The organism is Chamaesiphon sp. GL140_3_metabinner_50, assembly GCF_025361915.1.
Classification (GTDB): Bacteria; Cyanobacteriota; Cyanobacteriia; order Cyanobacteriales; family Chamaesiphonaceae; genus Chamaesiphon.
In genome coordinates this window covers 1-21,225 of record NZ_JANYJC010000064.1, presented here as the reverse complement: position 1 = coordinate 21,225, position 21,225 = coordinate 1, and the positions used below count along the sequence as shown (strand labels likewise).

The following is a 21,225-nucleotide window of genomic DNA, read 5'->3' as shown; positions in this document are numbered from 1 at the left end:
GTCGATGCGTCGCTGTCTCGCATAATCCGGGAGGGAACCTCCCGGCTGCGAGCCGCTAAATCCCCCTTCAAAAGCGGATGCGCGCACCGTCCTTTGTTCCCCGACAGTGAAGCGCACCAAGCGGGGGACTTCCGGATCCGGCTCCCCCCTTTTGAAGGGGGGCTAGGGGGGATCTCTAGGGTTTTCGCTTATTTCTAGATATGTCGGTACGCGGTAGCTTTTGAAGGGGGATCTCACCAGTTATGCGTATCAAAAATAACTTTTCAAACATTACTTTTTAGATCTTTGCGCCGCCATTGACACAAATTTCTTCACCTGTAATCCAGCGCGCCTCTTCACTTACCAAAAATGCCACAACGTCGGCAATGTCTTGGGGCGTTCCCAGGCGATTGAAGGGCGAACTAGCGGCGGCTTGCTGCTGATATTCTGCCGATAAGCGACCGAACATGCCAGGTACAGTCGGCCCCGGTGTAACGGTATTGACTGTAATATCGCGATTGCCTACTTCTTGTGCCATTACTTGGGTAAGTAGCGTGACTGCTGCTTTACTGGCTGCATAAACAGCCGTTCTGGCACTAGGATACAAAGTTGATGACGAGGAAATATTCACGATGCGACCACCATTGCCCATGTGTTTGGCGGCTTCTTGTAATGAGAATAAAACCCCACGCACATTCAGGTTAAATACCAGATCGTAGTCTTCTACTGTCGCTTTTTCGATCGAGCCAGTTTCCCCAGAAATGCCAGCATTGTTGACCAAAATATCGAGTTTGCCGAAATAGTCGATCGTCTTGGCAAATAAAGTATGAATATCGGCGATTTTGCTCAAATCTGCCTGAATGGAGACACTCTTACCGCCTGCATCGCAAATCGCATCTACAACTTCATTTGCGGCTTGTTCGCTATCTGAATAGTTGACCACAACGTATGCACCATCTCGTCCCAATCGCTCGGCAATCCCGCGCCCGATCCCGCGCGATCCACCTGTAACGATCGCGACTTTTCCCATTAAATCTGCCATATTGAAGACTTTCCTATAATGCTGAAGAATTGATTGACTGCCGTGGTTTTGCGCTGGAGACACCCAGCCGTTCGAGTAAAATATCGCCAACCCGCAGGGCATTAGCGACGATCGTCAGTGTTGGATTCGAGCCAATATTTGAAGGAAAAAAACTACCATCGACAACATACAGATTATCAAGCTCATGAGCGCGACAATTGATGTCTAAAACAGACGTTTTGGCATCGGTACCAAATCGACAGGTACCGCACTGATGTGCCACCCACCGCAAGGGAAATTTACTGCGGTAATAGCGAGAATTAGCACCATCGATTTTCGTTCCGAAAGGCTCGGCCAACGATTTCAAAACATCAATCCAGCGATCGACTAACCGATCGAACGACTCACTATTATTGTCGGTGTATTCCAACAAAATTTTATCCCCCTTTAGACTGACCCGATTATTTGCATCGGGTAGATCTTCACCCATCAACCACCAGTCAACTGAATGTATAGCCGCATCTGTGGGCGAAATATCTGCATCTATCTTTAGAGGTACACCCTGCTCGAACATGTCGCGATTGACTTTGCCCGATAGTTGAATTTGTCCCATTGGGTAGGGAAAATTTGGTTCGCCCCAGTAGAAATCATTGATACCCAGCGTCTTCTGAAATACTGTGGGGTTTTCTTTAGTTGTCATTTCAATTACCACGCCGCAATTATGTTTCATAAAATTGCGCCCTACCTGTCCAGAACTATTTGCTAATCCCTGCGGGTACCGATCGTTTGTCGATCGCAATAGCAACGCCGCCGAATTAATCGCCCCACCAGCAACCACCACAATATCCCCGCGAAATAGCTTCACTTCCCCCGCGAATTCGGTTTCTACCGTCGTAATTTCCCGACCTGAAGCACTAGTGTGGAGCCGGGTTACTTGAGCGGAGGTTAGCAGAGTAATATTAGAATACTCCATTGCTGGACGTACCGTACTTACTTCAGCATCGGCTTTGGCATGAACCAAACACGGATGCCCATCGCAGGTTTCGCAGCGAATACACGAACTCAAGAACTGTTTAGCTTCGTCGATTTTAATTGCCATCGGCAAATAGAACGGGTGCAATCCCTTAGCTTGCAAATCATCGCTCACTGCTTGAATTCGCGGTTCGTGGCTGATGGGTGGAAAAAAGTATTCCTGAGTCGTCCACGGCTCGATCGGATCTAAACCTCTTTTGCCATGCACATGATAGAGTTGTTCGGCTTGAGTATAGTAGGGTTCAAAATCTGCATATTTCAAACACCATTCCGGCGAAATACCACCTTTGTGAATGACGGTATTAAACTCGGCTTCCCGCGCCCTAAATAACGTGCCGCCGAAAAATTTGGTGTTACCACCCACCCAATAACCTGCGGCGGGTTTGAGTGCTTGGGCTGCTTTGTCTTGCCAAGTTTCAGCATTAAAATAACGGTCTTTTGTAGTCACTTCGACTGGGTTCCAGTTGTCCTTTTCTCTGGGGAGAAAGGTACCGCGCTCTAAAATGAGAATTTTCTTGCCGCTAGGCGCAAGTCGGTGCGCGAGAGTACCGCCACCCGCGCCAGTGCCGATGATAATAATGTCGTAATGTTCGGTCATGTGAGGTTCCTTTACATAACAGTAGTTGAGGCGTTGCTGAATTGAGATATGACACCCTCAGTAGGGGTAATGTCTTGTCTCGCTTGTCTTGAAAAGGTGCTTGATGAATTACCCCGTATTGAGGGTTGTGACGATCGCCCGTTGGAGGCTAAGTATTCTCGAATACCTCCAATTCCCCAACCTGACGAACGACTTTCCAGTAAGTACGATCGCCTTGTCGCCAGAAATCTAAGTCCACCTGGGCATCGCCGACATGAATATTCTTTAATTGCAAATCGGGTAACCACTCAGGCAGCACTGCTTGGACTTGTAAGCGACGATCGGGTGCATAGGCGACTAAACCCAAAATGCTGCTAATTAACCACGGGATTGCGCCTGCTGCCCAGGCTTGGGGGATATTAGCATCGACGTAGGGGACGGGGAAATTTTCGGGGGTGCGATCGATGCCGCCGAAGAGTTCGGGCAGTTGGTTGGATTGAAACATGCTTGCCGCTGCAAAGATGCCTGCGGCAATCTGGTTGGCTTGGGCATGGTAGCCGTAGCGTTTGAGTCCAGCGGCGATAAATGAGTTGTCGTGCGGCCAGACGCTGCCTGTATGGTAGCCGATCGGGTCGTAGGCGGGATGATTGCTAGATAACGTCCTAATCCCCCAACCGCACCACAAATCGGGCTTAAATAACCGCTCGACTAGTTGTTGGGCGCGATCGACTGGCACGATGCCCGACCATAATAACTGTCCGGCATTGGAAGCGATCGATCGAATTTGCTGTTTGTTAGCGTCCAATCCCAAGCAATAAAAGCCCTCATCTGCCATCCAGAACCGATCGTTAAATCGCACGTATAATCCATCCGCTTGCTGGCGCAATGCACGCGCGCGATCGGTTTTACCCAGCACATCATATAGATCTGCCGCCCGTCGCCAAGCATCGTAAACCTGTCCCTGTGTCTCACACAGCGCGATCGGGGCAGTGACGAGCGTCCCATCCGCCGCCCGAATTGCATCGCCTGAATCCTTCCAGCCTTGATTTTGGATGCCATGTTGAGAGCGGCTGCAATACTCGACAAAACCATCGCCATCGAGGTCTGCATATTTATCGATCCATGTCAATGCTTTTTCTAAAGCTGTAAAGCCGCGATCGAGTAATTCCCGATCGCCAGTCCAGTTATAAGTTTCTGCTAAAGTAATTATCCATAATAGAGTGGTATCGATCGCGCCATAATAAGGCGCAGAGGGAATTTGACCTAATTGCGCCAGTTCGCCCAGCCGTAATTCGTGAAGAATTTTCCCTGGTTCGGCATCGCGCCAATCGTCAAATTCGGTCGCCTGTAATTGAGCTAATTTGAGCAGCGTCCCCTGGGCTAAATTGGGTGCGACTGACATCGTTTGCAAACTCGCAATCAGCGGATCGCGCCCGAAAACTGCCACAAACCAGGGAATCCCCGCTGCTGGAATCCAGACGGTGTTCCCGCCATCGACGGGAATTCTCAGCGCGGCTAAATCGCTCACAGCTCGCTCGTAGCTTTGTTCTACGTCCCGATTGCTAGAACGCAGATGGGTCGCCAACTCTAGAAAGCTAGCCATCTGAACACCTGCTGGCGTAGCATCGATCGCCGCATCGGTATGTTGGGGTACCAATTCCTCGCCATCTACCAACGCGATAAAATTTAGGCAAGTCTGCCAATTTTGGTTAGGCTCCAGGGCGATATCGAAAACCAACCGCCCGTTAGAATAGCGCGGCGAACTCGCACCTTCCGACTCTAGGCGCAAACCTCTAGTAAACTCCCCATTGCGATAAATATTCGCTAATTTCTCATCTGCCCAAGTCGTCTCCATGCGACCTTGGGTAAACAGTTCCTGAGCTTTCACCCGCGACACATCAACAAAATCCGATCGGATTTTGAGCATTAACTGAATCTCGACGCGGTGTTGATGGTGATTGACAATACTAATATCTTCGTGCATTCCGCCCATAATGTCGCGACGGACGCTAACGAGCAGCTTTTTAGCTGGGACAATGCCGCGTGCGGTCAATAATTCGGGGTTGGTAAACTCATACCGCGCCACCCGATGGGTAATCGCACTCGAAGTTAGTAGTGTCAGCGGTTGCCTGTCGAGCGAGATTTGATAATGCGAAATTAGGCGCGTATCCCGCACGAATAAACCCTGTGCGCGGCGATCGTCTATCGATCCATCCGCCGCAGTCAGTAGAAACGAACCGCCATCATTAATAGTGATTTGCCCCGTTACCAGCGAAATTTTGGCCGACATGTGTATTTGCTCCGAATGTTGGTGCGGACGATTCTCCAGGGGAGATGCTCTCGGTTACGGCGCATCGATGGTAGACCGTACCAGGGCACGCCAGGGTACTCATGATGCTCCCAGTGATAGCCAAAGTGATAACAGGTCAAAAACGACCAAAATGTTGAATAATTGCTGCTAATCGCATTGTGGTTGCGGATCGCGTCCTGGCTGGATCGATGTGGCGATTCGGCAGAGCCGACGCTACACGAACGGATCTGGGGATCGGTTGCTCTCACCGCGTCTCGGTGCGGTAAATAAGTCCCAAATATAAATAATTGCAGCGAACTCAAGACGATCGGGAATACCCAAAACAGAAACAGATTGGGAACGGCAACATGAAATCCTAAATACAGCGTGAAGAAGATCGCCTTCATCCCAAAAAACAGCACGATCCGCTGTCGTCGATCGAGGTACCCTTTCATAAATTTGATGTACCATAGCACCACATGGTCGTGAATGCCATCATGAAAGTCGGGGTCGCCAGCTTGTCCGGGTTGCCGATGGTGCTGCCAGTGATTGGTAGCGAGTAGCTGGTATGGTAACAGTGCGTACAGCATCAATGCCAACCTCCCGATCGCATGATTGCTACGAGCATCGTTCGGCACGATGGAACCGTGAATGGCATCGTGAGCGACGACAAATAAACCAGTCTGAATGAATGTGCGACCCAATATCGCCAGCAAAATCCACCAGGGTGTCAGTTGCTCGATCGATAATAAACATCCCAGGCTGCCGATCCAGATTGCGACAATGACCGATGCAACCATCAAACCCGTTGGGGGTAAAATAAGTTTATGCTGCACGCAAATCGATCCGATCGAGCAATACCATTGTTTCTGCACCCACTCGTCCAAATTTAGGTGCTGGCCCTAAATCCATCTCGACTAAATACGTCCAAGTTCCACCTTCAAATTTACAGTTTCTGACGACTCCCTCGCCACCTACAAATTTGACTCGCTGGGTACGGTTGAAACTCGGCACTTTGTCTTGAAAAGGTACTTCACTTGGCGGAGTTGGGTCGGATGGGAAACCCATCCGTGACCCATACCCAAGCGGCGAAACCCCAAGACCGCACTTCTCGCCACTCAATGTTGAATTCATCGATAACACTACTCAATTTTCAGATTTATCTCTTTTATTCAATCAGAAATACTCGAATATCTTCTGTATCTTTCTAGGTAAAAAATTAATACATTATTTATGCCTTTTGACTGGCTCAGTTTAGGTGCGTTGGGTTTTATTCTTCAACCCAACCTACAGATCTACAATGTTATCGATCGCCGCTGAGAGTAGCCATATAGCAATATTCCCCCCAGTCGCAAGCAACTAGAGGGAATATTTGGTGTTTACCTAAGACCTAAAGCCTAATTAGAGTAACTTATCGACATTCTTGGCAGTTTCAAAGAAGTGAGCGACATTTTCTTCGGGTACGGTTGGTAAGACACCATGCCCCAAATTCATGATATGTCCGGTTTTACCAGCCTTGCGAACTGTATCGACAATCCGATCGCGAATAAAATCTTTAGAACCATATAATGCACAGGGATCCATATTGCCTTGTACGCCTAAATGCGCCCCAATCCGCTGTCTTCCCACCGCCATATCTACCGTCCAATCGAGACTGACGATATCGACACCAGATTTACCCATTAGTTCTAATACGCCAGAGCTACCGCTGATGTACAAGATCAGGGGGGTGTCGGGGTGAGTTTCTTTAACTTGTCGGACTACCTGCTGCTGGTAGGGCAGGGCGAAAGTTTCGTAATCTTGGGGGCTGAGTTGTCCCGCCCAAGAGTCGAACATTTGGACGACTTGGGCACCGCAATCGATTTGATAGCGGACGTAAACCGCAATTGCGTCGGCGATTTTGGTAAGTAAACTGTGGAGCATCTGGGGTTCGCGGAATGCCATCCCTTTGATGTTGGAGTAGTCTTTAGAACTTTTACCTTCGATCGCGTATGCTGCTAATGTCCAAGGTGCGCCGACAAAGCCGAGAACGGTCGATTTATTACCAACTTCGCGCCGTAAGGTACCCAAAATCTCTTTAATAAAGGGCAGCGACTCTTCAGGATTGAGGGGATGGAGTGCGTCGATTTGCGCCTGAGATCGAATTGCTGGCTCGATAATCGGCCCTTTGCTTTCGATGATGTCGAAGGGAATGCCCACGCCTGGTAGGGGCGTGAGGATATCGGAGAACATGATTACGCCATCGGGTGCAAAGGCGCGCCAAGGTTGGAGGGAAATTTCGATCGCCAGTTCGGCTTTTTCGGATCGATCGCGGAAGGAAGGATATTTGTCACGTAAGTCGCGATAAACTTTCATATAGCGTCCCGCTTGGCGCATCATCCACACTGGCGGACGATCGAGGGTGGCACCTTTAGCAGCGCGTAATAATAGCGGTTCTTGAGTTAGCTCTGTCATTTTTTTAATTTACAGTTATTTATATAGTGCGATCGATAAAACCCGCGTCTGTCCTCAGATCGATCGGCATGATTCGATCGACATAGCATCCAGAATACCAAACTAGCTACCCTTTTGTCTTAGCAGCAGTGGCGATCGATCGGATTGTTAATACTCGCGCGATTGTTGGTGACTGGAATAACGGCGATCGCGATTGTAGAGAATTATTAAATCTACTTAGGATTCAGTAGCTACCGATATCGACAGTTTCGGCTCGGTGGCTACTATTTTATTAGGAAATAGGGTACATGGTTTTACTCGATCCAGCGATTTGCGCTGTGGTGCCCGATGTGGGTGGATTGGCACCTTTAAAGATGTGGTTTGGACATCTGACACGAGTACTATCGAAAAATTTATGTCAGTTAGGATAGTATTACAGTATTTTTTGAGATTTCCCCAGTCACTAATATCGATTCTATGATGAAACTTCAGATGATGTCGATCGGTCTAATATTGCTTTGGACTCCGGTGCTATTGGGACAAAGTTTTGCTATGGCGCAAACATGTTCCGCACCGTCAGCATGTACTCGATCGATTAGTACTCATACTAGCTCCGATCTAGAGATCGATCGATCCCATCTTAGCGATCGTCAAAGATTGGTTAAAGTGGGTGCTGCTACCAAACAAAACTACCAAACTCAAGCGATCGAAGTTGGTAACTTCAAAACTTATACTCACCAGCAGAATATTTTCTCGGTATCTATGCCTACAAGTTGGCGCAAAACAGATACTAGCAAACCCGATGAAGTCCTTGTAACTTGGAAAGATCGCACTGGTATTGCGGTGGTTTCGGTCGATATCTTTGACAATACGCCCGATTCGGAAATTACTAATACGCCTGAATCTTTAGGTAAATTTATGACAAAAACAATTAACGAATATCAAAAGAACCTTAAAAATGTGACGGTTAGCGAACCTGACGATCTTAAAAATGGATTCGTGCGGGTATCTTGGGCGTATGAAAGTGAAAGTAACGGTCAAACTGTACCGATGAGTGGGACTAGTTTTATCAAGCTCGATCGCAATCGGATCTCAATTTTTACAGATATCATTCCCACCGAACAATTCGAGCCACTGCGAACTGCTTTAGACAAGATGATTCAGAGTTTTACCGTCAATGTCGATCCACCTTTTCCGACACCTTAGCGTTAAGCCCTTGCTGCCAACAATCTACTGCTTGCTTACGATCGGTTGCGCCCAATTTGTGTAAGATCGTATGGACGTGAACGCGGACGGTACCGGGGGCGATGTAGAGAATTTCGGCAATTTCGCGATCGGTTTTGGAAGTAGCAATGAGGTTGAGAATTTCTCGTTCGCGGGGCGTGAGCGGATTTAAAGTGACAGGAGCTACATTATCTGTCGGGTGATTTTGAAATAGGTTTTGAATCTCAGCAGTGGCGGTAGCATCCCACCAGGAGGCACCCGCAATGACCGAGCGCATGGCTAAAATCAGGGTGGTGGCTGCGACCCCTTTGAGGCAGTAACCCTGCGCTCCTGCTGCGACTAAGCGGGAAATCAGCGATCGATCGTTGCGCGATGTTAGTACCAAAATTGGTAACTTTGGGTGATTTTGCTTGAGCTGTCGACAGGTTTCTAATCCACCTAATCCGGGTAAACCCATATCCAGTAAGACGAGATCGAAGGGTTGCTGTTTGGCAAGATCGATCGCGGTTTCACCATCTTCGGCTTCGGCTAGTAGCTCAATCTCGGCTTCTTGCTGCAATCGCACTTGCAAGCCCAACCTAAATAATTCGTCATCTTCAACTAACAAAATTTTGAGGCGACTTGGTGACATTTTAATCTAATTAAGGTTTCAAACTCCACAAAAATTGAGAATCTTGGCGTTTGACAATCCACCGATCTGGCTCGACTTTTAAGGGAGTATCGATCGGATATATTTGGAGTGCAAAACTAGCAGCACTAGGCATTCCCAGATCTACCCATTCTCTAACTTTGGCTAGTAATCGATCGAGTGCATTTTTATTACCATAAGCGATAAGTAGGTCGGATTTGGCAATTACTAATGAATTATGCTCTGGTTGCCACAATCCAAAATATTGGTATTCATCTGGCTGGTTGGTTGCCTTTTCGGTTTTGAAGGCGTGAAAAGAGGGTTCTGAAATACCTAGAAAACCCCTAATTCCCATCGTGAAACCTAGAAAGGAAGCTTTACCTTTACCGCCCCACCAAAATGGCATTCGATCTACTTCTTGGTGTTGGAGAGTTGCCCAATTAGGTAATTCTTCAATATCGGTTGGCTCTAAGCTATCTAATTGATATTTTCCTTTGAGTCGAACGAAGCCACAGCCCATCGAGTCAATCGATTCAAAGCAATCGGCTGTTTTTTTCAATAGGAATAGATTATCGCCGCCGCCTTGATTTTTGATGACAATTAATAATAAACCGCCTACTTTTATCTGGCGATAGAAATGGCATTGCAGATCGTAGGTACCAGCAGTAAAGATCGCTCGATCGTATTGAGTGCCCGATTCATAGCCCTCGCCACCATCGGCTGTAATTATACTAACGTTATTAATATTTAACTCTGCAATTATTTCCCTCGCCGACTGAGCTACTTCGGGAATAATTTCGAGGCTATGAATATGTCCTTTAGCACCAACTAACTTGCCCATCAATGCTGCATTCCAACCGCTACCAGCACCGAGTTCAAAGATAGTATGTCCTGGTTTGATTTGCAACATATCTAGCATTCGCATTACAAATGATGGTTGCGAAATTGTTGAAGGAATATTAGCATCATCTTCACCAAATAGAATTAATGGTCGATCTCGATAAAGTGTTGCTAAATGTTGGTCTAAATTATCTTGGTTAACTGCTTGCCATTCTTTAATTCCCCATTCGCGATAACGTTTTACAAATAGGTGTCTTGGTGTTGCTAAATAAGCTTGCTGTGTTGCGGCACTAATTGGAGTTTCACGATATATATATTGGGTTCGCTCTAAGAGTTGCTGTTGGTATTTAGCTGCTACATTCATGGTTTATTCTAGGTTAAAGATCGATCGGTTATGGAGCTGGAGGATTAATTGCGGCTAACCGAAACCCAAAAATTGCACCTTGCGGAGAGCGATTTTCTGCCCAAATCGTGCCGTTGTGGGCTTCGATAATTTGACGAGCCAGGTAAAGTCCCAAACCCGATCCGCTGGCTTGACGATCGCTTTGTCCCTGGTAAAATCTGTCGAATAGGTGAGGCATTTCATCGGGTTGAATTCCTGCGCCCGGATCGACAATTTTTACTACTCGTTCCCCAGCTTGCGTACCCAATACGACTGCTACTTTTGCGCCACGGGGCGAGTGATTGATGGCGTTGGTAATCAGATTGGCAAACACTCGTTGCAATTGGAAAGCATCGCCATTTACCCACAAAAATTGGCGAAAATCTGATTCCCCATAATTTAATGATATGTGAACGCGGCGACTAGCAGCAAGATCGAGTAGTGCGGTGGTGGTAGATTCGGCGATCGCGACCAGATCGATCGGGTTAAGATCTAGTTGAAGTCCACTCAGATCGTTGCGATAGATATCTAGTAAGGTTTCGACTAGTTTGAGGCTCGTCTGATGACTGCGAATCATTGTATCGAGGACGCTTTTTTGTTTGGGCTGTACTGCTCCAAATTGCTCTCTGGCAAAAGCTTTGAGGGTTTCGATCGCACCTAAAAGCGGCGTTTTGAGATCGTGCGCTAATGTCGATGTAAAATCTTCCCGCAGGCTGGCTAATTTCGATTGCACCTGAAGTTTGGCTTGCTGCTGTGCGAGTGTCGATTCGATCTGATGATTGCGATCGGTTAAAATGCCAGTGACAATCAGTGCAAATACCGTAATTAACCGATCTGTCACCATCGCGGGATGGATTGTCTCATTACCCGGAATCCAGATATTTAGCAGCGTTAAAAATACCGCAATTGTTGTAATTGGTAGCGTGGTACGGCGATCTAGTTCGGGTTTGGCTACCAAAATCGGCAGGATGTAAAGATAGCCCATCACATAGTCGGGCGGCGTTAGCATCTCTAATGTAAATACTATGCCAAATAATCCCATCGTCGCCCAAAATCCAGGGGATTTCCCAAGGTTGAGACGACACCAACGCGAAGGTAATAAATTTGATAACGTTCGCATTGACATAAGGCAAATATTTAGAGCGCGATTTATTCAGTGTACCCATCACGATCGAGTATCCCCAAATTAGCTACTTCAATCTCGCTCGTACCTGCTTCCTCAACTACTTTTACAGCTTAACTCGAATTATCTTATCGAAAGCATAGATTATTATCATAGCTCTACTTGGATCGTTCTCTCTTTAGATAGATGTTTAATATGTTTGCCAATAGCCTCTAGATAATACGATCGGTTAAGACGTAAATCACGATCCTAAACACGATCTAAACACAACTTAAACAATTGGGCAAAAATTACTACTCAAATCTAGGCGATCGCGACATTTAGAGATCTAAACAAGAAGATATACCTTTACAAGTAAATAAAAATCCGGGAGGATGAGAGTACTTGAAGCTTTAGTCAAATTGAAAAATAAGCTTCAAGCCTCAGAAACATCTAAACAATCGTTGGTGTAGCCGCGCATAGATGCAGGTAATCGCCGACGCAGATAAGGAAGATATACCTATGCTCCAGGGATGGATTCAAATTGGATTGACATTAGCCATTATCGTGGCGATTACGCCCATATTTGGCGGCTACATTGCACGAGTATATCTGGGTGAAAGGACACCATTCGATCGAGTTCTCAACCCGATCGATCGCCTAATATTTAATCTCAGCGGCATCAACCCTCAAACACAAATGACGGGATGGCAATACGCCCGCGCGATTTTGTTTAGCAATTTGGCAATGTCAATATTGCTATTTGCCATCTTGATGTTGCAGGGAATATTGCCACTCAATCCGACGGGATTGGGTGCGCCGACTTGGGATACCGCCTTACATACGACGATTTCATTTATTACCAATACCAATCAACAACATTATTCCGGTGAGACTACTTATAGTTATCTGGCTCAGACGTTGGGGTTGGGGTTGATGTTTTTTACCTCAGCCGGAACGGGAATTGCCGTGGCGATCGCCTTTATTCGCGGTTTGACTGGTAGACCGCTGGGCAATTTTTATGTCGATTTAACTCAGGCAATTACGAGGATATTATTACCGATTAGTATCGTCGGTGCGATCGCCTTTGTCGCCGCTGGCGTACCAGAAACTCTCTCTGGGCCGATCATTGTACCGACTTTAGAAGATCCGAATATCCGTCAGGCGATCGCACTAGGGCCAGTCGCACACTTTGAAATTATTAAACAATTAGGTGAAAACGGCGGCGGCTTTTATGCAATCAATTCCGCTCACCCATTCGAGAATCCGAATGGATTTACCAACCTGATTCAAACCTTGACGATGATTTCGATTCCCACCTCGATGATTTATACCTACGGCGTTATTGCCAATAATCGCAAGCAAGCCTGGTTGGTGTTCGGGATGGTATTTATTCTCTACGTCATATTCATTATTGTGACCGCGATCGGCGAGTATAACGGCAATAGTCAAGTCAACGCAATTTTGGGTAGCGTCCAGCCCAATTTAGAGGGCAAAGAAGTCCGATTTGGCTGGGCGCAATCTGCGCTATTTGCAGTCACCACCACGGGCACGATGACGGGTGCTGTAAATGGAATGCTCGATTCATTTATGCCTGCGGGGGGATTTATCTTCTTGTCGGATCTGTTTCTCCAAATCATTTGGGGCGGACAAGGGACGGGAACGGCATACCTATTCTGTTACCTAATTTTGGCAGTATTCGTCACCGGATTGATGGTCGGACGGACACCCGAATTTTTGGGGCGCAAGATTGAAAAAAATGAGGTGGTATTGACGAGCTTTTTACTGTTATTAGTACACCCAATTTTCGTATTAATTCCCGGTGCGATCGCGCTGGCATTTCCCGAACAACTCGCTGGCATTAGCAATCCCGGCTTTCACGGACTCGCCCAGGTGATGTATGAGTATGCTTCTGCTGCTGCCAATAACGGCTCCGGTTTTGAAGGATTAGCCGATACTCAACCTGTACCCACCGCTTTGTGGTGGAACCTTAGCACTTCCTTCAGCTTACTCGGCGGCAGATATATTCCGATTATCGCGCTATTACTGCTCGCTGAAGGCATGTCACAAAAACAGCCCGTACCCTTCACTACAGGTACCTTACGGACTGATACCGTGCTATTTACCGGAGTTACCGCTGGCGTGGTGGTAATTATGGGCGCACTAACCTTTTTTCCCGTGCTGGCACTGGGGCCGATCGCGGAGGGTTTTCAATTGGGTAAGTAGATTGATGTTCGATGTCCTGTTTCCGATCGGCTACCGTGTCAAGTCGGATGGACTTCGTTTTGAGATCTAAATCCCCCAACCCCCTTGGAAAGGGGGCTTTTAAAGTCCCCCTTTCCAAGGGGGATTTAGGGGGATTCCCACCAACTACGCCGCATCTCCAATAGACACAATAGCTTCCAGCCAAAGATTAGCTCCACCACATTTAGATAAATTATGGAATCCAAACCCGATCGATCTTCGCAGGCTCCTGGTGTGATGCGAGAGCCGAACCGACAGGCTCCACAGGCGGCAATGGCAGGCTTATACCAAAGAGCAGTGCGCGATGCTTTTATCAAGCTCGATCCGCGCACCGCGATTGGCAATCCAGTGATGTTCCTCGTTTGGGTAGGCACGATCGTTACTTTATTAGTTACCATCGACCCCAATTTATTCGGTACAGTCCGCGCCGATACTGGTTCCCAGCGGCTCTTAAATGGCACGATTACGATTATTCTCTTTTTTACAGTTATTTTCGCTAACTTTGCCGAAGCCGTCGCCGAAGGACGCGGTAAAGCCCAAGCAGATTCATTGCGATCGAGTCGTGCCGATACACCCGCCCGTAAAGTTTTACCAGATGGCACGATCGAACAAGTTAGCTCCACCGCCCTCCGTAAAGGCGATCGCGTCAAAGTCTCCATCGGTGAGCTGATTCCTGCCGATGGTGAAGTCGTCGCTGGGGTGGCTTCCGTCGATGAGTCGGCAATTACTGGCGAATCCGCACCAGTCTTAAAACAGCCTGGAACCGACATCGCCAGCTCCGTTACTGGGGGGACGCGGGTAGTTTCCGATGAATTAACCATCCAAATTACCGCCGATCCGGGACAAGGATTTATCGATCGAATGATTGCCCTCGTCGAAGGTGCCAAACGATCCAAAACCCCCAACGAGATTGCCCTGACAGTCTTTCTCGCCGTCCTGACTCAAGTATTCCTCATCGTCGTCGCCACCCTCTCACCGCTGGGCAACTACGTCAAGACTCCAGTTACGATCGCGATTCTCGTCTCATTATTAGTCGCCCTCATTCCCACCACCATCGGCGGCTTACTCAGCGCGATCGGGATTGCCGGGATGAATCGGGTATCGCAATTTAATGTCATAGCCACCTCTGGACGCGCCGTAGAAGCCTGTGGCGACGTAAATACGTTAATTCTCGATAAAACAGGTACCATCACCCTGGGCAACCGTTTAGCCGATGAATTTATCCCCGTTAACAATCACTCACTCGAAGAAGTTGCCACCGTCGCCCTAGCGGGTAGCTTATTCGACGAAACACCCGAAGGTAAATCGATCGTCCAACTGGCCGAAAAACTGGGTGCCAAGATCGATTTCGATAAATCTAGCTGTGAAGGTGTCGAATTCTCCGCCCGCACCCGGATGAGCGGTACCGACTTACCAAATGGAGTCGAAGTTCGTAAAGGGGCGATCGATGCCATTCGCGGTTTCGTGCGATCGCGTGGTGGCACCATTCCCCCGGCATTCGACGAAGCATACGAGCGCGTCTCCAAACTCGGCGGTACCCCCCTGGGAATTTGTCAAAATGGGGACTTATACGGCGTAATCTATCTCAAAGATATCGTCAAACCCGGACTCAAAGAACGCTTCGACCAACTCCGCCGCATGGGAGTCCGCACGATCATGCTCACTGGCGACAACCGGATCACCGCCTCCGTCATCGCCCAAGAAGCTGGAGTCGATGACTTCATCGCCGAAGCCACCCCCGAAGACAAAATCGACGTAATTAAACGCGAACAGTCTCAAGGTAAACTCGTCGCCATGACTGGAGACGGCACCAACGATGCCCCAGCCCTCGCTCAAGCCAACGTCGGCGTAGCAATGAACTCCGGCACCCAAGCCGCCAAAGAAGCCGCCAACATGGTCGATCTCGACTCCGATCCCACCAAACTAATCGATCTAGTCGCGATCGGCAAACAACTCCTCATCACCCGTGGTGCCCTGACTACATTCTCGATCGCCAACGACATCGCCAAATACTTCGCCATCATCCCCACCATCTTCGCCGCCGCAGGCATCGGCTCATTAAACATCATGGGACTAAAAAGCCCCCAATCAGCCATCCTCGCCGCCCTAATTTACAACGCCTTAATCATCCCCGCCCTCATCCCCCTCGCCCTCAACGGCGTAAAATTCCGACCCCTCACCGCCGACCAACTCCTGCAACGTAACATCCTCATCTACGGCTTAGGCGGCGTAATCGCCCCCTTTATCGCCATCAAAATCATCGACGTACTACTCCCGATCGCCTAACACCTATGAATAGCAAACTATCTGAAGATTTTACCTTTATCTGGTCAGCCTGGAACCGCCGTAAATATCCTACCTATTTATTTCTCGCACTGTGTTTGAATGTCGTACTTGCCTCGGCAGCTTTCGCCGCCACAGGTGATGCCTTCTCCCGTCCCCAAATCTACGCCTTAGGTATTTTAGGTTTGGGTACGATCGCCCTCTCCGCCTATCTGTTCGTAGTCATGTTTCAACCAGAACGATTTTAGAGGAGATGGGAGATGGGAGATGGGAGATGGGAGATGGGAGATGGGAGATGGGAGATGGGAGTTGGGAGATGGGAGATGGGAGTTGGGAGATGGGAGTTGGGAGTTGGGTTTCATTCTTCAACCCAACCTACAGATCTTCGCTCAACCTCCAAGGGTTGAGCGAAGTCGAAACCTAAACCGACAAATATCTGGGATGTTACTTCCACGCAAGTCCCTTAGTGGATAGTGAATATTGAATAACAGTTTGACAAAACCCGCATCGAAGCCATACATGGAATGTAGTAACACCCACCCCGATTCTAACTAACTAACCCTTACGCAGCGACTCGCGCTCGTCGGGTTCCCCGACGGTTTAGCGAGTCAAGACAGGAGAGTTTGAGAGGCGGCGTTCCGCCTCTGGCACGGGGGGTCTGGGGGTCGGAACCCCCAGATCCGGGTTCTGCCCCCACCAGCAAAAATCGCAGCCCACTAATATCTATCGTCTACCGCCCCGCCTCATACTTACAACCTACCGATCGTTAATCCAAAACCCCACAAATAACCATGAACCTCCCCCGTGAAATCGGCAAAGCCCTCCGCGCCACCCTCGTCTTGTGGCTCCTCGTCGCCATCATCTACCCCTTCACCACCATCGCCATCTCCCAACTCGCCTTCCCTTACCAAGCCAACGGCAGCCTCCTTAAAAATTCCCAAGGTAAAATCGTCGGCTCCGCCCTCATCGGACAACCCTTCACCAGCGCGCGCTACTTCAACAGCCGCCCCAGCAGCACCAGCTACAGCACCGCCGATCCCAAAAAAGACGAAGCAGGAGTCCTCAAAACCGGAGTCTCAGGAGCCAGCAACCTCGCCCCCAGCAACCCCGCACTACTCGATCGCATCAACGGCAAACCCGACCCCGACCCCAAAAAAGCCATTCCAGGCGACCTCCCCAGACTCCAGCAAGCAGGCATCAAACCCACCGCCGACCTCCTCTACACCTCCGGCTCCAGCCTCGACCCCCACATCACCCCTGAAGCCGCCACAGCCCAAATTCAACGCGTCGCCACCGCCCGCAAACTCCCACCCGATCGACTCAACACCCTCATCGCCCAAAATACCGACCCCCGCTTCCTCGGCATCTTCGGCGAACCAGGAGTAAATGTTTTAAAGTTAAATCTAGCTTTAGATGCTCTACCTAAAACCTAATACCTAATACCTAATACCTAGAGCCTATCCCATGCAAACCTACCGTCGCGGCAAACATAAAATCTTTATCGGCATGAGTCCTGGTGTCGGTAAAACCTACCGAATGCTCGAAGAAGGACATCGATTGAGATCGGAAGGCATTGATGTCGCAATTGGCTTACTCGAAACCCACAACCGCGCCGAAACCGTCGCCAAAGCGATCGGATTAGAACAAATTTCCCGTCAGTCGATCGCGTGTAAGGGTGCTACATTTACCGAAATGGACGTAGGTGCGATTCTCGATCGACATCCGCAACTAGTATTAGTAGACGAGCTAGCCCATACCAATATCCCTGGTGCAGAGCGCGAAAAACGCTACCAAGATGTCGAAGAGATTCTCACTGCTGGCATCGACGTGTATTCTACCGTCAATATCCAGCATCTCGAAAGCCTGAACGATACTGTCGCCCAGCTTACCGGAATTGTCGTGCGCGAACGCATTCCCGATCGCGTTCTCGAAACCGCTGATGAAGTCGTCGTTGTCGATGTTACCCCCGAAACCCTCCAAGAACGACTGCGCGACGGCAAAATCTACGCACCTGAAAAAATCGACAGCTCCCTTAATAATTTCTTTCAGCGCCGTAATTTAGCCGCATTGCGAGAGTTAGCACTCCGAGAAGTCGCAGACAACATCGAGGGTACCCAGTCGAATGGAGATGCCCTCGTACCCGCAACTTGCAACATTCACGAACGAGTACTGGTATGTATCTCGACATATCCCAATACCGTGCAACTGCTCCGGCGCGGGGCGCGAGTTGCCCACTACATGCACGCTCGATTTTATGTATTATATGTCAACGAACCCGATCGATTTTTGACCAAAGCCGAAAGCTTGCATATCGCCACCTGCGAACGGCTCTGCCAAGAATTTGGCGGTGAATTCGTCCAAGTGCGCGACTACAATATCATTAAAGCGATCGCCCAAACTGCCCAACAATACCGAATTACCCAAATAGTCATGGGTGAAAGTCAAAAATCGCGATGGCAAATCTTCTGGAAAGGTTCGCTCACGCAGCAGATCCTCCGCTTGCTCAAAAATGTCGATATTCACATCATGTCAACTAGTAGATCTGCTGACGAGGCTCGATCGAAATCCTAACCAATAAATCGCTCCTGTAATTCTGGAGTCGGCACCATACAACGATCTCGCCGCCCAAACAGCACGAATCGCTGCCGCGCAAACTCGCTATAAGCCCAATCTCTCAGCGGCTGCGGCATCGCTGTAAAATTAGCCAAATATTGCCAACCACCATCCAATTTCGCTAGCACCGCCAACACCGCATCGCTTTTAGTCAAAACTTTATCGCCATCTACTAGCATCAGTGTTTGAATATCGATCGGATCTAAGCCATGCTGACGATAAAGTTGTTGTCCTAATTCAGATTGAATCGCCGCAAACTTAAAGATTTTGTGTCGATCGATCTCGATTACCAGTTGCACCGCACTATTACAAAAATTGCAGACACCATCAAATAAAATTAGATTTTGATACATATTTTTCTAGGTAAATATTTAATTCCGCAATGGTTCTAGGAGCCGGAACTTCTTGGCTCATTAACGGAGCCAGCCGCGACCAAACTTGCCATAATGTCGGCATTCCCAATTCAAATTTTGGCAGATATTGAAGCTGCTGGAAAACTTCCAGAGTTTCTCCCTCTGCAACTAATTTTCCTCGTTCCATTACCAAAATCCAATCCGCCCATTGATAGACAAAATCCAGATCGTGGGTGGCAATTAGTAGCGTCGTCCCTAATTGCGCGATCGATTCTAGTTCTACTAACAGGTTGCGCGTTTGCACCGGATCGAGATAAGCCGTCGGTTCGTCTAATAATAATAATTCGGGTTGTAAAGCCATTACCCCCGCAATACTCACCCGCTTTTTTTGTCCTAAACTTAGGTGCTGTAATGGCGACATAGCCAGAGTTTCTAAATTAAAATCGGCGAGAGTTTTCATGACTTTTGCCGCTACTTCCGATTCGGGTAAGCCTTGATTGCACAATCCGTAAGAAATATCTGCTGCCACAGTCGGCGCGACGAGTTGCTGTTCGGGATCTTGAAATACTAACCCTACTCGCTGTCGCCATCTTTTGAGTGCGGCTTTGTCGAATGTTAATGGTAAATTGTCTAGTAATACCGTCCCGCGATCGGGTTTACATAAGCCATCGGCAATTAGAAACATTGTCGATTTGCCACAACCATTTTCACCAATTAGGGCTGTTTTTTTATGTTTGGGCAACCCGAAGCTCAAGCCTTGCAAAGTTGGCGCAGTCGCCAGCGGGTAACTATAATAAATATCTTTAAATTCTAGCAAATATTCAGACATATATTCGGTACAAAATCTCTCCAACTAGCAGCACCATACAACCGACGATCGATTCATTAGCATAACGTTGAGAATACTGATAAGACTGCGGTTGCCAAAATCGAAATTCCTGCTCGAAGCCGCGTGCCATCACCCCCAAACTCAACTGTCGATACCTACTCACCGTGCGTTGAATCAACTGATGAACTAGTAAGTTTAAGCTGTTGATTCTCAGTTTTTGAGTCCGATAACCACCGCGCGAAATTTGAGCGGTGACGATCGTTTGGGCGGTGTTTGCTAACAGAAAAATACAGCGGTAAATTAACAGCGATAATTCGATGAGAATCGGCGGACAGCCAATTTTTGCACAAGTAGCCGCCAGATCGATCGCGGGAATTGTCAGTACGATAAAAAATAGCACGGAAGTACTCGCCCAGCAGCGAATGATGAGTTCGAGTGCCCGGATCGAACCGCGATGGCTCAGATAAATCTGCCCGCCCCATACCTGCATCTGCCACAACGCATCGGACTGCATTTCTGGCGAGATGCTACTAGCATACTCGATCGCGATCGCAGGCAGACTAGTCACCAAAAATACCGAAACTCCCAACAGCATCGCCCCATAAACCCCACGCGGTATCCCCGCATAAACCACAATCCAGATGCTCATCCACCCAAAAATGACGATTTGTACCGGATAGTGAGTTACCAGAGCCAGCAGCAGCACGGTGATGGCAAACCAGAGCTTTTGACTGGGGGGCAGATGGCGCAGCCGATTGCTATAGGCAAGCGTATCGAGCTGAATATGCACTAATCGCGATGTTCGATCGAGGGGACGATTTCATCTGTTCTCCGGCGTTCGGTGCGCCCCTTATATAAACCTAAGATATAACAAGTTACCCCCGATCCGATCGCGGCTTGAGTGGCAAATAAAAAGGTTTCAACTTCGCCGCCAGATGGTTTAATTACTGGTGTAAACCAAGGTTTGTATCCCGGTTTAACTTCTTCGATCGCCGTGACGTTAATACTATCTGTCGCTTTAAATTCTTTACCCTGAAAAATTAAGACTGGAGCAAAAGACAAGGCAACAGCCATACCTAATAACCACCAATTATTCGTTGGTTTTTGCATCTAAGTTATTTCCCTGTTGAAAGAGTTGGAGTATTTTTAATTCCTGTTGACCGTAATCTTGCAGCCAGTTCCATACTAGCAAGGTTAATAAACCCTCACTAATTGCCAGCGGAATTTGGGTAATTGCAAACACGCCGACAAACTTAATAAAAGCTGCCATAAACCCACCCTGAGCGGCGGGAAATGCCAGAGCCAATTGCACCGCAGTGACTAGATAAGTACATAAGTCTTCTAACATTGAAGCCATAAACACGGCAATTTTTTGATGTCCGGTTTTGACGATCG

20 protein-coding genes are annotated in these 21,225 nt (G+C 48.3%); 6 read left to right on the top strand and 14 right to left on the bottom strand.

What is annotated here, in order from left to right; genetic code table 11:
* Positions 1-277: 277 nt before the first annotated feature.
* The 6 genes from Q0R35_RS03275 to hemE form a co-directional block, all read right to left on the bottom strand.
* Entirely contained in the window at positions 278-1,021 is a 744-nt protein-coding gene (locus Q0R35_RS03275) for a glucose 1-dehydrogenase (protein WP_295614434.1), read from the bottom strand.
* 13 nt (positions 1,022-1,034) lie between these two features.
* On the bottom strand, positions 1,035-2,630 hold the full coding sequence (locus Q0R35_RS03270; protein ID WP_295614432.1) for a GMC family oxidoreductase: 1,596 nt from the start codon (positions 2,628-2,630) through the stop codon (positions 1,035-1,037).
* A gap of 148 nt (positions 2,631-2,778) precedes the next feature.
* Positions 2,779-4,899: a glycogen debranching N-terminal domain-containing protein gene (locus tag Q0R35_RS03265; protein WP_295614430.1), complete on the bottom strand. Its 2,121-nt coding sequence runs from the start codon at positions 4,897-4,899 to the stop codon at positions 2,779-2,781.
* Positions 4,875-5,735: a fatty acid desaturase gene (locus tag Q0R35_RS03260; RefSeq protein WP_295614428.1), complete on the bottom strand. Its 861-nt coding sequence runs from the start codon at positions 5,733-5,735 to the stop codon at positions 4,875-4,877. The genes Q0R35_RS03265 and Q0R35_RS03260 overlap by 25 nt, the downstream gene beginning before the upstream one ends.
* Positions 5,725-6,033: a hypothetical protein gene (locus Q0R35_RS03255; RefSeq protein WP_295614425.1), complete on the bottom strand. Its 309-nt coding sequence runs from the start codon at positions 6,031-6,033 to the stop codon at positions 5,725-5,727. The genes Q0R35_RS03260 and Q0R35_RS03255 overlap by 11 nt, the downstream gene beginning before the upstream one ends.
* Before the next feature lie 267 nt (positions 6,034-6,300).
* Entirely contained in the window at positions 6,301-7,353 is a 1,053-nt protein-coding gene (hemE, locus tag Q0R35_RS03250; protein ID WP_295614423.1) for a uroporphyrinogen decarboxylase, read from the bottom strand.
* 456 nt (positions 7,354-7,809) lie between these two features.
* Here hemE and Q0R35_RS03245 point away from each other — a divergent pair, with 456 nt between their 5' ends.
* The gene (locus Q0R35_RS03245; RefSeq protein ID WP_295614422.1) at positions 7,810-8,538 is read left to right on the top strand and encodes a hypothetical protein; all 729 of its coding nucleotides are present in this window, start codon (positions 7,810-7,812) and stop codon (positions 8,536-8,538) included.
* On the opposite strand, the gene Q0R35_RS03240 is transcribed toward Q0R35_RS03245, so the two are convergent.
* The 3 genes from Q0R35_RS03240 to Q0R35_RS03230 are packed head-to-tail and all read right to left on the bottom strand — an operon-like array spanning position 8,507 to position 11,448.
* On the bottom strand, positions 8,507-9,187 hold the full coding sequence (locus tag Q0R35_RS03240) for a response regulator transcription factor (protein ID WP_295614421.1): 681 nt from the start codon (positions 9,185-9,187) through the stop codon (positions 8,507-8,509). The two genes, Q0R35_RS03245 and Q0R35_RS03240, sit on opposite strands and share 32 nt — an antisense overlap.
* A gap of 10 nt (positions 9,188-9,197) precedes the next feature.
* The gene (locus Q0R35_RS03235) at positions 9,198-10,388 is read right to left on the bottom strand and encodes a protein-L-isoaspartate O-methyltransferase (RefSeq protein WP_295614419.1); all 1,191 of its coding nucleotides are present in this window, start codon (positions 10,386-10,388) and stop codon (positions 9,198-9,200) included.
* Positions 10,389-10,416: 28 nt separating this feature from the next.
* On the bottom strand, positions 10,417-11,448 hold the full coding sequence (locus Q0R35_RS03230; protein ID WP_366944813.1) for a HAMP domain-containing sensor histidine kinase: 1,032 nt from the start codon (positions 11,446-11,448) through the stop codon (positions 10,417-10,419).
* 582 nt (positions 11,449-12,030) lie between these two features.
* Between Q0R35_RS03230 and kdpA the strand changes: the two genes are divergently transcribed.
* The 5 genes from kdpA (at position 12,031) to Q0R35_RS03205 (ending at position 18,606) form a co-directional block, all read left to right on the top strand.
* Positions 12,031-13,734, top strand: a complete 1,704-nt coding sequence (gene kdpA / locus Q0R35_RS03225; protein WP_295614415.1) for a potassium-transporting ATPase subunit KdpA — start codon at positions 12,031-12,033, stop codon at positions 13,732-13,734.
* 291 nt (positions 13,735-14,025) lie between these two features.
* Positions 14,026-16,038: a potassium-transporting ATPase subunit KdpB gene (gene kdpB / locus Q0R35_RS03220; protein WP_366944812.1), complete on the top strand. Its 2,013-nt coding sequence runs from the start codon at positions 14,026-14,028 to the stop codon at positions 16,036-16,038.
* Between the two features lie 5 nt (positions 16,039-16,043).
* Positions 16,044-16,283, top strand: a complete 240-nt coding sequence (locus tag Q0R35_RS03215; protein ID WP_295614413.1) for a potassium-transporting ATPase subunit F — start codon at positions 16,044-16,046, stop codon at positions 16,281-16,283.
* Positions 16,284-16,826: 543 nt separating this feature from the next.
* Positions 16,827-17,468, top strand: coding sequence for a K(+)-transporting ATPase subunit C (gene kdpC / locus Q0R35_RS03210; protein WP_295614411.1), 642 nt, complete (start codon positions 16,827-16,829; stop codon positions 17,466-17,468).
* A gap of 31 nt (positions 17,469-17,499) precedes the next feature.
* On the top strand, positions 17,500-18,606 hold the full coding sequence (locus tag Q0R35_RS03205) for a sensor histidine kinase KdpD (RefSeq protein WP_295614409.1): 1,107 nt from the start codon (positions 17,500-17,502) through the stop codon (positions 18,604-18,606).
* On the opposite strand, the gene Q0R35_RS03200 is transcribed toward Q0R35_RS03205, so the two are convergent.
* From Q0R35_RS03200 to Q0R35_RS03180, 5 genes are all read right to left on the bottom strand, one after another.
* Positions 18,603-19,001 (bottom strand): thiol-disulfide oxidoreductase DCC family protein, encoded by a 399-nt coding sequence (locus Q0R35_RS03200; RefSeq protein ID WP_295614408.1) that lies wholly within the window; start codon positions 18,999-19,001, stop codon positions 18,603-18,605. The genes Q0R35_RS03205 and Q0R35_RS03200 overlap by 4 nt on opposite strands.
* Positions 18,976-19,830 carry an ABC transporter ATP-binding protein gene (locus Q0R35_RS03195; protein WP_295614406.1) on the bottom strand — a complete coding sequence of 285 codons (855 nt, stop codon included), beginning with the start codon at positions 19,828-19,830 and terminating at the stop codon, positions 18,976-18,978. The genes Q0R35_RS03200 and Q0R35_RS03195 overlap by 26 nt, the downstream gene beginning before the upstream one ends.
* Complete coding sequence (gene cbiQ, locus Q0R35_RS03190; protein ID WP_295614404.1) at positions 19,823-20,620, bottom strand: cobalt ECF transporter T component CbiQ; 798 nt, start codon at positions 20,618-20,620, stop codon at positions 19,823-19,825. Before cbiQ ends, Q0R35_RS03195 begins: the two co-directional genes overlap by 8 nt.
* Complete coding sequence (locus tag Q0R35_RS03185) at positions 20,620-20,940, bottom strand: energy-coupling factor ABC transporter substrate-binding protein (protein WP_295614402.1); 321 nt, start codon at positions 20,938-20,940, stop codon at positions 20,620-20,622. The genes cbiQ and Q0R35_RS03185 overlap by 1 nt, the downstream gene beginning before the upstream one ends.
* A partial coding sequence (locus tag Q0R35_RS03180) for an energy-coupling factor ABC transporter permease (RefSeq protein WP_295614399.1) occupies positions 20,921-21,225 on the bottom strand: 305 nt, incomplete at its 5' end. The genes Q0R35_RS03180 and Q0R35_RS03185, both read right to left, overlap by 20 nt.